General features: G+C 68.9%; 13 protein-coding genes and 1 pseudogene. 8 read left to right on the plus strand and 6 right to left on the minus strand.

The features are described from left to right. Window positions 1-8: 8 nt before the first annotated feature. From AC5Y7E_RS04435 to AC5Y7E_RS04450, 4 genes are read right to left on the minus strand one after another with little or no spacing between them, the layout of a single operon-like run. A complete protein-coding gene (locus AC5Y7E_RS04435) occupies window positions 9-1,097 on the minus strand; it encodes an adenosine deaminase (protein WP_499947653.1) in 1,089 nt (362 codons plus the stop codon). Continuing rightward, window positions 1,094-2,401: a thymidine phosphorylase gene (locus AC5Y7E_RS04440; RefSeq protein ID WP_499948297.1), complete on the minus strand. Its 1,308-nt coding sequence runs from the start codon at window positions 2,399-2,401 to the stop codon at window positions 1,094-1,096. Before AC5Y7E_RS04440 ends, AC5Y7E_RS04435 begins: the two co-directional genes overlap by 4 nt. Beyond that, the gene (locus AC5Y7E_RS04445; protein WP_499947654.1) at window positions 2,398-3,525 is read right to left on the minus strand and encodes an alpha/beta hydrolase family protein; all 1,128 of its coding nucleotides are present in this window, start codon (window positions 3,523-3,525) and stop codon (window positions 2,398-2,400) included. The genes AC5Y7E_RS04440 and AC5Y7E_RS04445 overlap by 4 nt, the downstream gene beginning before the upstream one ends. A 49-nt stretch (window positions 3,526-3,574) precedes the next feature. Beyond that, entirely contained in the window at window positions 3,575-3,976 is a 402-nt protein-coding gene (locus AC5Y7E_RS04450; protein ID WP_499947655.1) for a cytidine deaminase, read from the minus strand. Window positions 3,977-4,228: 252 nt separating this feature from the next. Between AC5Y7E_RS04450 and sdhC the strand changes: the two genes are divergently transcribed. The 7 genes and pseudogenes from sdhC (at window position 4,229) to AC5Y7E_RS04485 (ending at window position 10,334) form a co-directional block, all read left to right on the plus strand. Next, window positions 4,229-4,567 carry a succinate dehydrogenase, cytochrome b556 subunit gene (gene sdhC, locus AC5Y7E_RS04455; protein WP_499920754.1) on the plus strand — a complete coding sequence of 113 codons (339 nt, stop codon included), beginning with the start codon at window positions 4,229-4,231 and terminating at the stop codon, window positions 4,565-4,567. Continuing rightward, window positions 4,564-5,043, plus strand: a complete 480-nt coding sequence (locus AC5Y7E_RS04460; RefSeq protein WP_499920464.1) for a succinate dehydrogenase hydrophobic membrane anchor subunit — start codon at window positions 4,564-4,566, stop codon at window positions 5,041-5,043. The genes sdhC and AC5Y7E_RS04460 overlap by 4 nt, the downstream gene beginning before the upstream one ends. A gap of 3 nt (window positions 5,044-5,046) precedes the next feature. Further along, window positions 5,047-6,801: a succinate dehydrogenase flavoprotein subunit gene (gene sdhA, locus AC5Y7E_RS04465; RefSeq protein WP_499920466.1), complete on the plus strand. Its 1,755-nt coding sequence runs from the start codon at window positions 5,047-5,049 to the stop codon at window positions 6,799-6,801. After that, window positions 6,801-7,607 (plus strand): succinate dehydrogenase iron-sulfur subunit, encoded by an 807-nt coding sequence (locus AC5Y7E_RS04470; protein ID WP_499947657.1) that lies wholly within the window; start codon window positions 6,801-6,803, stop codon window positions 7,605-7,607. Before sdhA ends, AC5Y7E_RS04470 begins: the two co-directional genes overlap by 1 nt. Before the next feature lie 104 nt (window positions 7,608-7,711). Continuing rightward, window positions 7,712-8,332: pseudogene (locus AC5Y7E_RS04475) on the plus strand (carboxymuconolactone decarboxylase family protein); the annotation flags it as partial. A gap of 8 nt (window positions 8,333-8,340) precedes the next feature. Next, the gene (locus AC5Y7E_RS04480; RefSeq protein ID WP_499947660.1) at window positions 8,341-9,081 is read left to right on the plus strand and encodes a helix-turn-helix transcriptional regulator; all 741 of its coding nucleotides are present in this window, start codon (window positions 8,341-8,343) and stop codon (window positions 9,079-9,081) included. Between the two features lie 152 nt (window positions 9,082-9,233). Continuing rightward, entirely contained in the window at window positions 9,234-10,334 is a 1,101-nt protein-coding gene (locus tag AC5Y7E_RS04485; RefSeq protein ID WP_499947662.1) for an alpha/beta hydrolase, read from the plus strand. Here the strand turns inward: AC5Y7E_RS04485 and AC5Y7E_RS04490 are convergent. Next, window positions 10,281-11,180 (minus strand): sigma-70 family RNA polymerase sigma factor, encoded by a 900-nt coding sequence (locus AC5Y7E_RS04490; protein ID WP_499947664.1) that lies wholly within the window; start codon window positions 11,178-11,180, stop codon window positions 10,281-10,283. The two genes, AC5Y7E_RS04485 and AC5Y7E_RS04490, sit on opposite strands and share 54 nt — an antisense overlap. 26 nt (window positions 11,181-11,206) lie before the next feature. Here AC5Y7E_RS04490 and AC5Y7E_RS04495 point away from each other — a divergent pair, with 26 nt between their 5' ends. Next, entirely contained in the window at window positions 11,207-12,565 is a 1,359-nt protein-coding gene (locus AC5Y7E_RS04495; RefSeq protein WP_499947666.1) for an aspartate aminotransferase family protein, read from the plus strand. On the opposite strand, the gene AC5Y7E_RS04500 is transcribed toward AC5Y7E_RS04495, so the two are convergent. Continuing rightward, window positions 12,525-12,776, minus strand: coding sequence for a hypothetical protein (locus AC5Y7E_RS04500; protein WP_499948298.1), 252 nt, complete (start codon window positions 12,774-12,776; stop codon window positions 12,525-12,527). The genes AC5Y7E_RS04495 and AC5Y7E_RS04500 overlap by 41 nt on opposite strands. Between the last annotated feature and the right edge of the window lie 43 nt (window positions 12,777-12,819).

Raw genomic sequence — 12,819 nt, forward strand, 5'->3', positions numbered from 1 at the left:
GCGGGCCGCTAGCCGATCAGCACCGCGTAGCGCGGCTTGATCACCTCGTCGATGATCGCCAGCCGCTCGTCGAACGGGATGAACGCGGACTTCATCGCGTTGATGGTGAAGCGCTCGAGGTCACTCCATCCGTAGCCGAAAGCCTCCACCAGTCGGTGCATTTCGCGGCTCATGAAGGTGTCGCTCATCAGCCGGTTGTCGGTGTTGACGGTCACCCGAAAGCGGGCGCGGGCCAGCAGATCGAACGGATGCTCGGCGATGCTCTTGACGGCACCGGTCTGCACGTTGGAGCTGGGACACAGTTCCAGCGGAATTCGCTTGTCGCGCAGAATCGATGCCTGTTGGCCCAGCCGCACTTCACCGTCGTCCGACACCTCGATGTCATCGACGATGCGCACCCCATGGCCCAGCCGGTCGGCACCGCAGAAGGCGATGGCCTCATGGATGGACGGCAGCCCGAACGCCTCACCGGCGTGAATGGTGAAGCGGGCGTTGTGGTCTCGCATGTACTCGAACGCGTCCAGGTGCCGTGTCGGCGGGTTGCCGGCCTCGGCGCCGGCGATGTCGAACCCGACGACTCCCTTGTCCCGGAACCGGATCGCGAGCTCGGCGATCTCGCGGGACACCGCCGCGTGCCGCATCGCCGTGACCAGAAGGCGCACCACGATCGGGCGCCCCGCCGCCGCACACGCCTTCTCGCCGTCGGCGAAGCCGGCCAGCACGGCCTCGACGATCGCATCGAAGGACAGCCCGCGGTCGATGTGCAGCTCGGGCGCGAACCGGATCTCGGCGTACACCACCGAGTCCTCGGCCAGATCCTGCACGCACTCGTAGGCGACCCGATGCAGCGCCTCGGGCGTCTGCATCACGGCCACGGTGTGCGAGAACGGCTCCAGGTAGCGCTCCAGCGAGCCGCTGTGCGAGCGGGTGCGAAACCACCTCGCCAGCTCGTCGACATCGGTGGCGGGCAGCCCGCCATAGCCGACCTGCTCGGCGATCTCCAGCACGGTGGACGGGCGCAGGCCGCCGTCGAGGTGGTCGTGCAGCAGGGCCTTGGGGGCCCGCCTGATCTGCTCCAGGCCCAGCGGTGCGGTCATGCGACGATCCGATCGATGATCAGCGCTCGGGGCTGGATCTCGGCCGCATCGCCGGCGATGCTCCAGCCGCCGTCCAGCTCGGCGAGCGCGGCATCGAAGCGCTCCGGGGTATCGGTGTAGAGAGTGAACAACGGCTCGCCGGCGGTGACCGGCTCGCCGGGGCGCCGGTGGATCCGGATGCCCGCGCCCGACTGCACCCGTTCGCCCGGACGGGACCTGCCCGCACCGAGGCGCCATGCCCCCAGCCCCACTGCCATCGCGTCGATATCGCCCATTGTGCCGCCCCGCGGGGCGGTCACGTTCTCGGCATGCCGACCGACGGGCAACGGCATCGTCAGGTCGCCGCCCTGTGCCGCGACGAGCCGGCGGAACCGGTCCATCGCGGTGCCGTCGCGCAGGGTGTCGGCGGGGTCGCGGTCGTCGATCCCGGCCAGCTCGAGCATTTCGGAGGCCAGCCGCAGGGTCAGCTCGACGACATCGGGCGGGCCGCCCCCGGCCAGCACCTCCAGCGCCTCGACGACCTCGAGGGCATTGCCGACGGTCGCGCCCAGCGGGCGGTGCATGTCCGTCAGCAGCGCGCGGGTGGGCACCCCGTGCGCCGCGCCCAGCTCGACCATGGCGTGCGCCAGTTCGCGGCACTGCCGTTCGGAGTCCAGCAACGCCCCGGAACCGACCTTCACGTCGAGCACCAGCGCGCCGGCCCCCTCCGCCAGCTTCTTGCTCATCACCGAGCTGGCGATCAGCGGCAGCGACTCGACGGTGGCGGTGATGTCGCGCAGCGCGTAGAGCTTGGCGTCGGCCGGGGCCAGGTCCCCGGCGGCGAAGATGGCCGCGCCCACCTCGCGCAGCTGGTCGCGCACGCGCTGATTGGACAGCTTTGCGGTGAAGCCGGCGATGGATTCCAGCTTGTCCAGGGTGCCGCCGGTATGGCCGAGCCCGCGGCCCGACGCCTGCGGCACCGCGGCCCCGCAGGCGGCGACGACGGCCACCAGGGGCAGGGTGATCTTGTCCCCCACCCCGCCCGTGGAGTGCTTGTCGACCGTGGCCAGGCCCAGGTCGCCGAAGTCGAGCGTGTCGCCCGACGCCAGCATCGCCGCGGTCCACCGGGCCGTCTCGCCGCGGTCCATGCCGCGCAACAGGATCGCCATCAGCAGGGCCGCCATCTGTTCTTCGGCCACCCGGCCGCCGGTGTAGGCGTCGATGACCCAGTCGATCGCGGCGTCGGACAACCGGCCGCCGTCGCGCTTGGTCCTGATCACCGTGGGCGCGTCGAAGGCGGGCTCAGTCGGGTCGCCAAGGCTCAGGGCGTCATCCCGTTCTCGTTGAGGAACGACGCCAGCGCCCCGACCAGCTGGGTGGAGAACGGTAGGGCCTTCGTGTAATTGGCCGGCGTCCTGCTGGCGTCCTCCTTCAGGACATGGTCCACACCGGTCAGGTGGACATAGTCGGTCTTGGTGCCCGCGCTGGTCAGGCCGGACACCAGCGAATCGACGTCCTGGCAGGTGATTTGCAGATCGGCGTCGCTGCAGGTGACCAACACCGGCATGGCGCGCGGCAGTTTGGCCGCCAACGCCGCCGGGTCGATCGCGTCTTCCTGCAACAGGGCGTGCGCGTTGGCGGCGTTGATCACCGACCTCAACGCCGGTGGTTCGTCCGGCGGAACCTGCCCGGTCGCGCGGAACTCCTGGATGGCGTGATCGATCGCCGCCGTGCTTTGGGCGGCCTGCGCGGCGGTGAGCCGCCCGGACCTGACGGCCGCGTCGGCCTGGGCGCGGGCCTGCGCCGACACGTGGTCGAGGATGCGGCGGCTGGCGGGCTCCACCAGCCCCAGGGCCCGCACCGCGGGGGCGGTCCCGGGCGCGGCGGCGGCCAGCATCATCGCGTAGAGGGCGCCCTCGCTATGGCCGAGCACCATCAGGCGGTTCCGGTCGATGCCGGACTGGCCCGCGAGGAGGTTCAGCGCGCCGGTCGCCTCGTCTTGGAATACGCCGATATCGACCTTTGCCGGGTCGGCCGCGTAGGGTCCGAGGCCGGTCTGGCCGGTGCCGAGCTTGTCGTAGCGCAAGCTGGCGACGCCGTCGTCCGAGAGCGCCTTCGCCAGGTTCCGCAGCGTGTCGAGCCGACCCGGCATGACGGCCGAGTCACCGTTGCGATCCGTCGGTCCGCTGCCGGCGATCAGCAGCGCCCCCGGCACGGCCCCGCCGCGCCCGGCCGGATGACGGAAGGTGCCGTACACCGTCATGTCGGCCACCGAGAATGAGACGGCGTCCTCCACCCAGGACGCCGCCGCCGACGACGCGGTCGGCGACGGCGACTTTGCTTTGGTTGACTGCGACGCGCATCCCGCGGCGCCCACAGCAGCCGCGATCAGCACCGCGACAAAAAGGCGGGGCAGCGGTCCCGTCGGCGCTGCGCTCCCCCGTTGCACACGCATGACGGTAAGCGGGCCGACAACGCTCAGCAAGCGGCGGCGTGCATCAGCCGCGGCCCGCGGCCAGGTCGTCGGGGCCGAAGGCCTCCGGCAGCAGGTCGCCGAGCGGCCGCGGCCCGCCCGGGTGGTCGATCAGCAGTTCGGGGCCGCCGTGTTCGGCCAGCACCTGACGGCACCGGCCGCAGGGCATCAGCACCGCGCCCCGCCCGTCCACGCACGCCAGCGCCAGCAGCCGGCCGCCGCCGGTGGCATGCAGGGCGCATACCACCGCACATTCGGCACAGAGACCGAGGCCATATGAGACGTTCTCCACATTGCAGCCGGTGACCACCCGGCCGTCATCGACCAGCGCGGCCGCCCCGACCCGGAACCGCGAGTACGGCGCATACGCACCCGCAGAGACATCGATTGCCTTGTCCCGCAACATCTTCCAGTCGATCTCAGGCATAACGAACCCCGCTCACCCGTCGCCGATTCCGACAGTCACCCTAGTCTCAAAACTGCATTTCGCTTGACGGACATTGGCGCAAGCGGCACCGTGTCCGAGCTAAGCTCAAGTGCCCGGCGTGACTGGCGTTGAAGTCGGAAGAAGGCGGTGAGGACTGGGGTGACTACGCGACCGACAACCGCGGATCCGGCGGCACCGGTATCGGCCCGCAAGCGCAGGCCGCCACGGACGCTGTACCGGGGCGACCCCGGCATGTGGTCGTGGGTGCTGCACCGGATCAGCGGCGCGACGATCTTCTTTTTCCTGTTCGTCCACGTGTTGGACGCCGCGATGCTGCGGGTGAGCCCGCAGACCTACAACGCGGTGATCCACGACTACCAGATGCCCATCGTCGGCCTGATGGAATACGGCCTGATCGCCGCGGTGCTCTTTCACGGCCTGAACGGGATCCGGGTGATCCTGATCGACTTCTGGTCCGAAGGCCCGCGCCACCAGCGCCTGATGTTCTGGATCGTCGGCATCGTGTTCCTGCTGCTGATGGTCCCGGCCGGCGTGGTGACGGTCATCCACATGATGGAGCACTTCCGATGAGCGAGCTTCAGCAGCTGGGCTCCCAATCCCACCGGGGCGGCCTCGCCCCGGTCAAACAGCGCCTCTACGACCGCCCCGCCAGCCTGGACAACCCCCGCTCGCCGCGGCGGCGGGCCGGCATCCCCAACTTCGAGAAGTTCGCCTGGCTGTTCATGCGGTTCTCCGGGATCGCGTTGTTCGTGCTGGCGATCGGCCACCTGTTCATCATGCTGATGTGGGATAACGGCGTTTACCGCATCGACTTCAACTACGTGGCGCAGCGGTGGGCGTCGCCGTTCTGGCAGTTCTGGGACCTGGCCCTGCTGTGGCTGGCGCAACTGCACGGCGGCAACGGCCTGCGCACCATCATCGACGACTACAGCCGCAAGGACAGCACCCGCTTCTGGCTCAACAGCCTGCTGCTGTTGTCGATGGGGTTCACGTTGGTGCTGGGCACCTACGTGCTGCTGACATTCGACCCGAATATCGGAGGCTGATCGATGATCCAGCAACACCGGTACGACGTGGTGATCGTCGGCGCGGGGGGTGCCGGCATGCGCGCCGCGGTGGAATCCGGCCCGCGGGTGCGCACCGCGGTGCTGACCAAGCTCTACCCCACCCGCAGCCACACCGGGGCGGCGCAGGGCGGCATGTGCGCGGCGCTGGCCAACGTCGAAGAGGACAACTGGGAATGGCACACCTTCGACACCGTCAAGGGCGGCGACTACCTGGCCGACCAGGACGCGGTGGAGATCATGTGCAAGGAAGCCATCGACGCGGTGCTCGACCTGGAGAAGATGGGGATGCCGTTCAACCGCACCCCCGAGGGCCGCATCGACCAGCGCCGCTTCGGCGGGCACACCCGCGACCACGGCAAGGCCCCGGTGCGCCGGGCTTGTTACGCCGCCGACCGCACCGGTCACATGATCCTGCAGACCCTGTACCAGAACTGCGTGCGGCACGACGTGCAGTTCTTCAACGAGTTCTATGCGCTGGATCTGGTTTTGACGCAGACCCCGAGCGGGCCGGTGGCCACCGGGGTGGTCGCCTACGAGCTGGCCACCGGCGACATCCACGTCTTCCACGCCAAGGCGGTGGTGCTCGCCACCGGCGGTTCGGGCCGGATGTACAAGACCACCTCGAACGCGCACACGCTGACCGGTGACGGCATCGGCATCGTCTTCCGCAAGGGACTTCCCTTGGAGGACATGGAGTTTCACCAATTCCATCCGACCGGCCTGGCGGGCCTGGGCATCCTGATCTCCGAGGCGGTGCGCGGTGAGGGCGGCCGGCTGCTCAACGGCGAGGGCGAGCGCTTCATGGAGCGTTACGCACCGACGATCGTCGACCTGGCGCCGCGCGACATCGTCGCGCGCTCCATGGTTTTGGAGGTTTTGGAGGGACGCGGGGCCGGCCCGCACAAGGACTACGTCTACATCGACGTCCGCCACCTCGGCGAGGACGTGCTGGAGGCCAAGCTGCCCGACATCACCGAGTTCGCGCGCACCTACCTCGGTGTGGACCCGGTGCACGAGTTGGTCCCCGTCTACCCGACCTGCCACTACGTGATGGGCGGCATCCCCACCACCGTCACCGGACAGGTGTTGCGGGACAACACTTCCACGGTGCCGGGGCTGTATGCGGCCGGCGAGTGCGCGTGCGTCTCGGTGCACGGGGCCAACCGGCTGGGCACCAATTCGCTGCTGGACATCAACGTGTTCGGCCGCCGGGCCGGCATCGCCGCGGCCAATTACGCGCGGGGCCACGACTTCGTGGACATGCCGCCGGAGCCGGCGGCGATGGTCGTCGGCTGGGTCGGCGACATCCTCTCCGAGCACGGCAACGAGCGCGTCGCCGACATTCGCATCGCGCTGCAGCAGTCGATGGACAACAACGCCGCGGTGTTCCGCACCGAGGAGACACTCAAGCAGGCGCTCACCGACATCCACGCGCTGAAGGAGCGGTACGCCCGAATCAGCGTGCACGACAAGGGGAAACGATTCAACAGCGACCTGCTGGAGGCCATCGAGCTGGGCTTCCTGCTGGAGCTCGCCGAGGTGACCGTGGTCGGCGCCTTGAACCGCAAGGAGTCTCGTGGCGGCCACGCCCGCGAGGACTACCCCAACCGCGACGACGTCAACTTCATGCGCCACACCATGGCCTACAAGCAGGGCAGCGACCTGCTCAGCGACATCGCGCTGGACTTCAAGCCCGTGGTGCAGACGCGCTACGAACCCAAGGAACGGAAGTACTGATGAGTGTCGAAACAGGGGACGAAACCACTCTGGAGCCACCCCTGCCGCCCGTTCCCGACGGGGCGGTGATGGTCACCGTCAAGATCGCCCGGTTCAACCCCGACCAGCCCGACGCCTTCGCGGAAACCGGTGGCTGGCAAAGCTTTCGGGTGCCGTGCCTGCCCAGCGACCGGATGCTCAACCTGCTGATCTACATCAAGAGCTACCTGGACGGGACGCTGACCTTCCGGCGTTCGTGCGCGCACGGGGTGTGCGGCTCGGACGCCATGCGCATCAACGGGGTCAACCGCCTGGCCTGCAAGGTGCTGATGCGCGACCTGCTGCCCAAGAGTGGGCCGGGCAAACGCCAAAAAACACTGACCATCACGGTCGAGCCGATCCGTGGGCTGCCGGTGGAGAAGGACCTGGTGGTCGACATGGAGCCGTTCTTCGACGCCTATCGGGCGGTGAAGCCGTACCTGGTCACGACCGGCAACCCGCCGACCCGCGAACGCATTCAGAGCCCGACCGACCGGGCCCGCTACGACGACACCACCAAGTGCATCCTGTGCGCGGCGTGCACCACCAGTTGCCCGATCTTCTGGCACGAGGGCAGCTACTACGGCCCGGCCGCGATCGTCAACGCGCACCGGTTCATCTTCGACAGCCGCGACGAGGCCGCCGCCGAGCGCCTGGACATCCTCAACGAGGTCGACGGCGTGTGGCGGTGCCGCACCACCTTCAACTGCACCGAGGCCTGTCCGCGCGGCATCGAGATCACCAAGGCGATCCAAGAGGTCAAGCGCGCGATCATGTTCTCCCGCTAGGCGGGTTTTTCGCGCCGAGTGTCACGCCAGCGTGGCATTCGATGCCGAGCGTCACGCCAGTGTGACGCACCGGCGCCGCCAGCCCGTCACACATCGCGGCCCTGTCCCGTCTGACGGGTATGACACAGAAAACCCGCATCGAGCCCCTGCCGCCCAAGCGCACCGGATTGCTGACCCGGGCCATGTACCGGATCGCCAAGCGGCGCTACGGCCAAGTTCCCGAGCCGTTCGCCGTGGCCGCGCATCATCGCAAGCTGATGATCGCCAGCGCCGTGCACGAGACGATGGTCGACCGGGCCTCGAAAACGCTGCCGACCAGCGTGCGCGAGCTCGCGGTGTTGTGGACCGCGCGCCAGATCGGCTGCTCGTGGTGCGTCGACTTCGGATCGATGCTGCAGCGCCTGGACGGCCTGGACATCGCGCGCCTCAAGGAGATCGACAACTACGCCACCTCAACGGCATTCACCGACGACGAGCGCGCGGCCATCGCCTATGCCGCCGCGATGACCACCGATCCGCACACCGTCACCGACGGACAGGTCGACGATCTGCGCGCCCGCTTCGGCGACGCCGGTGTGTTCGAGCTGACCTACCAGATCGGGTTGGAGAACATGCGGGCGCGGGTGAATTCCGCGCTGGGCATCACCGAGCAGGGCTTCAATTCCGGTGACGCCTGCCGCGTTCCGTGGGCTAGCCAGCCAGGCGAGACCGCGGCGCGGCGCTAAGGTGGCTTATGCGCGTCTGGGAGCTGGAACCGGGCCGGCTGATGGTCGCCGGTGCGTTCTCCGACCTCGCGCCGCACCACCACCCAGCGGTACAGATCACCGTCGGCGGGCATGGCCCGCTGTCGGTGACCCGCGACGGCGACACGCACGACACGTGCCGGCTTGTCGTGATCGCCAGCGGAGCGCGTCATGCCGTGCGGTCCGATTCCGATTCCGGGGCGCTGACGCTGTACCTCGGGCTGCAGACGCCGCAGGGCAGCGCGCTGAACACGTTGGCGCGCAACCATGCTCGCGGCGTCTGGATCGTCAACGACGGAACGCAACTGGCCGAGGCGACGGCCGCAGAGCTGGCCGAAACCGGGCCCGAGACGGCGGCCGGTTTCCTCCTCGACAGTCTCTGCGGGACGCAAGATGGGCGACGATCGGTTCACCCGCAGCTTCGGCAGGCGATCGAAGTCGTCGCGGGCCGCGTGCCCGAGCGCATCGATGTGGCCTCAGTCGCCGGGGCCGTCGCGCTGTCCCCCGACTACCTCGGGCGGCTGTGCAAACAGCAGACCGGCGTCTCGTTCTCGGCCGCCATCCGCTGGGAGCGGCTGGTGGCCGCCATCAGCTACCTGCTCGATGGTCGCTCCATCACCGACGCTGCTCACCTGGCCGGGTTCGCCGACGGGTCGCATGCCAACCGGGTGTGCTGGGAGATGACCGGGGCCACCCCAAGCGAACTCGCCGAAGCGGTCAACAAACCCTGATCTGACGGATCCATACAAGCGCTCGCCCGCGGATTACCGCAGGGTGGATGCATGCCTGCGATGTCACGGTCCGAACGGGCCTTCTGCTGCGGCGCCGTGTGGCGCTCGTCTTGCGCAACCATCGCGTGCGAGCTTCGGGAAGGAGAAATCTGATGTCATCGTTGAGCATTCGCGCCAAAGCGGCGGTGGTTCGCACCCTGTTCGCCGCGCCCACCCCCGTCCGCCGGATGCTGGCGGGTCCGCCGCTGCGCATCGACGGCCAGGAGATGGCGCTCGACGCGCAGCTGGTCATCTGGCTCAAGAAACTCTCCGGCTCCGACGTTTTCGACGGTCCGGTGAAGCAGGCCCGGTCACGATACGACGAGTTGCCCAGCCTGATCGGCTACCGGTCACCGGTGGCCATCGCCACGCGGGAGATCACCATTCCCGTCGCGACAACAGCCATTCCGGCCACCCTGTACAGCCCCGGGCACGTGCCCGCACCGTCGGGCCTGCTGGTGTATTTCCACGGTGGCGGCTTCTCGGTCGGGTCCCGGTTCAGCCACGACCCCGTCGTCCGCTACCTGGCCGGCCACGCCGGCGTGCGGGTGCTGTCGGTCGAATACCGGCGCGCCCCCGAGCACCAATTCCCCACTGCCGCAGACGATGCGCTCGCCGCGTTCGATTACGCCCACGCGCACGCCGCCGAGCTGGGTGCGGATCCTCACTGCATCGGCGTCGGGGGCGACAGCGCCGGCGGCAACCTCGCCGCCGTTACCGCGCAGCGGGCGGCGCGGCGAGGCGGCGGGGTTCCGGTGTTCCAAATGCTGATGTATCCCGTGACCGACCTCAGCACACGCCGGCCGTCACGCGATTTGTTCGCCGAAGGGTCGACGTTCACCGACCGCAACATCGATTGGGTGATGGCCAACTACATTCCCGCGCAAACCGATCCGGCAGATCCGCGGCTGTCACCGCAGCACGGCGATGTCACCGGCGTACCGCCCGCTTATGTCGCCACCGCGGGGTTCGATCCGATCCGCGACGACGGCGAAGCGTACGCGGACAAACTGCGCGCCGCCGGGGTCCCGGTGGCGCTGACCCGCCAGGCCGACCTGCCGCACGGATACCTCAACTTCGTGGGCATCGGAGGGCGGTTCGCCGAGGCCGCGAGCGAGGCGGCCGGCGCGCTGCGGCTCGGGCTCGCCGCGAATGCCGGGTCAGCCTCGCAGCGGGGAGCCGGTGAATTTGTCGGGGTTGGCGACATCCCATAGCGCGCAGACCTTTCCGTCGCGCACCGTCGCCGCCATGATCCGCGGCATCATCTCGCGATACCCGTCACTGGCGGGGCAGCCCGCCGTGTAACCGCCCAACTCGCCGTTGACGAGCCCCAGCTGATACGAGGTGAACATGGCCGGGCCGTAGCGCTGGGCCAGGCCGAAGAAGAATCGGGCCACCTTGTCCGCGCCGTGGATGACGTTGATTGCGGTGGGCGCCTTGCCGTTCGCGTCGCCGGTCAGGATGACGTCGGGATGCAGCAGCGCCACCACGGCCTCCAGATCGCCGGATGCCATGGCCGCCAGCAACTTCCCCACCACCTCGGCGTGCGCCGGGTCGGGCTTGGGCGGCGCGTCGGCCGCGACCGCCTTGCGCGCCCGTGACGCCAGCTGCCGGGCGGCGGCCTCGTTGGTCCCCAGCACCTGCGCCACCTCCGCGAAGGGCACGGCGAACCCGTCGTGCAACACGAAGGCGACCCGTTGATCCGGTGACAGCCGCTCCAGCACCACCATCGCCGCGAACCGGGCGTCCTCGCCGGCCACCACCGCGGACAGCGGATCGGCCGCGTCAAACCCGGTGACCACCGGCTCGGGCAGCCAGTTGCCGGTGTAGGTCTCGCGACGACGCGCGGCCGAACGCAACCTGTCCAGGCCCAGCCTGCTCACCACCGTGGTCAGCCAGGCCCGCAGGTCGGTGATCGCGCCATCCTGCCGGTGCCAGCGCAGCCAGGCGTCCTGGACTATGTCCTCGGCGTCGGCCACCGTGCCGGTGAGGCGGTAGGCGACCGACATGAGATGGGGACGTAGCGACTCGAACTCGCTGACCTGCTGCGCAGAGGTCATGCCGCGAGGTTACGCTCAGCGTCGAGATGACCGACAACCTATGGCTGCACTTCGCGAGGCACGGCCCGAACATCACCGCGCCGATCATCACCCGCGGCGAGGGTGTCACCCTGTTCGACGACCGCGGCAAGAGCTACCTCGACGGCCTGTCTGGACTGTTCACCGTCCAGGTCGGCCACGGGCGCACCGAACTCGCCGAGGTCGCCGCCCGCCAGGCGGGCACGCTGGCGTTCTTCCCGCTGTGGGGGTACGCGACGCCCCCCGCGATCGAGCTCGCCGAACGCCTCGCCGGCTACGCGCCGGGCGATCTGAACCGGGTCTTCTTCACCACCGGCGGCACCGAGGCCGTCGAGACCGCGTGGAAACTGGCCAAGCAGTACTTCAAGCTCACCGGCAAACCCGGTAAGCACAAGGTCATTTCGCGCGCGATCGCCTACCACGGAACCACGCAGGGCGCCCTGGCGATCACCGGGCTGCCGAAATACAAGGCACCGTTCGAGCCGGTGACGCCCGGCGGCTTCCGGGTGCCCAACACCAATTTTTACCGCGCGCCCGAGCAGTTCGGAACCGACCCGAAGGCCTTCGGGCGGTGGGCCGCCGACCGGATCGCCGAGGCCATCGAGTTCGAGGGCCCCGACACCGTCGCCGCGGTGTTCCTCGAGCCGGTGCAGAACGCCGGTGGCAGCATCCCGCCTCCCCCAGGCTATTTCGAGCGGGTGCGTCAGATCTGCGACGAATACGACGTGCTGCTGGTCTCCGACGAGGTGATCTGCGCGTTCGGCCGGATCGGGTCGATGTTCGCCTGCTGCAGTGAGATCGGAGACTTCGGCTATGTGCCGGACATGATCACCTGCGCCAAGGGAATGACGTCGGGCTACTCACCCATCGGCGCCATGATCGCCAGCGAGCGGTTGTTCGAACCGTTCAACGACGGCGCCACCATGTTCCCGCACGGGTATACCTTTGGCGGCCATCCGGTTTCGGCGGCCGTGGGGCTGGCGAACCTCGACATCTTCGAGCGTGAGGGCCTCAATGACCACGTTCGAACCCACGCGCCCGCCTTCCGCGCCACCCTGGACAAGCTCAACGACCTGCCCATCGTCGGGGACGTGCGCGGCGAGGGCTTCTTCTACGGCATCGAACTGGTCAAGGACAAGGCGACCAAGCAGACCTTCACCGACGACGAACGCCGCACGCTGCTCGGCCGGGTGTCCTCGGCGCTTTTCGAGGCCGGTTTGTACTGCCGCACCGACGACCGCGGCGATTCCGTCATCCAGCTGGCGCCGCCGCTGATCAGCGGCCAGGCCGAATTCGACACCATCGAAGCCATCCTGCGCGATGTGCTCAGCGACGAGTGCCGTCGGTGGTGGCCAGGATCCGGTTGACCTCGTAGGCGGCCAGCAGCACCTCCCGGGAGCGCGCGGGGGTCGGATCGGCCACCAGCCGCGATTGCGCGTTGCACAGCCAGGTGAGCGCGGAGCGCAGGCCGGCGTCGGGCGTGGCGTCGCGATGCCGCTGCAGCTCCGCCAGCACGCGGTCGGATCCGCGCCCGCGCACCTGGGTGCCCTTCTGCACCTGCTCGAGCAGATCCGTCAGCGGCCGCGGACCGTCGCCGCGGCGCCCCCATTTCGATCGAATG

Source organism: Mycobacterium sp. NGS17 (assembly GCF_059813205.1).

Bases quoted from the DNA above. Each gene is read 5' to 3' on its own strand.
- AC5Y7E_RS04435 (WP_499947653.1), bottom strand. From the start codon at position 1,097: ATGACCGCACCGCTGGGCCTGGAGCAGATCAGGCGGGCCCCCAAGGCC.
- AC5Y7E_RS04450 (WP_499947655.1), bottom strand. From the start codon at position 3,976: ATGCCTGAGATCGACTGGAAGATGTTGCGGGACAAGGCAATCGATGTC.
- sdhC (WP_499920754.1), top strand. From the start codon at position 4,229: ATGTGGTCGTGGGTGCTGCACCGGATCAGCGGCGCGACGATCTTCTTT.
- AC5Y7E_RS04460 (WP_499920464.1), top strand. From the start codon at position 4,564: ATGAGCGAGCTTCAGCAGCTGGGCTCCCAATCCCACCGGGGCGGCCTC.
- sdhA (WP_499920466.1), top strand. From the start codon at position 5,047: ATGATCCAGCAACACCGGTACGACGTGGTGATCGTCGGCGCGGGGGGT.
- AC5Y7E_RS04470 (WP_499947657.1), top strand. From the start codon at position 6,801: ATGAGTGTCGAAACAGGGGACGAAACCACTCTGGAGCCACCCCTGCCG.
- AC5Y7E_RS04480 (WP_499947660.1), top strand. From the start codon at position 8,341: ATGCGCGTCTGGGAGCTGGAACCGGGCCGGCTGATGGTCGCCGGTGCG.
- AC5Y7E_RS04485 (WP_499947662.1), top strand. From the start codon at position 9,234: ATGTCATCGTTGAGCATTCGCGCCAAAGCGGCGGTGGTTCGCACCCTG.
- AC5Y7E_RS04490 (WP_499947664.1), bottom strand. From the start codon at position 11,180: ATGACCTCTGCGCAGCAGGTCAGCGAGTTCGAGTCGCTACGTCCCCAT.
- AC5Y7E_RS04495 (WP_499947666.1), top strand. From the start codon at position 11,207: ATGACCGACAACCTATGGCTGCACTTCGCGAGGCACGGCCCGAACATC.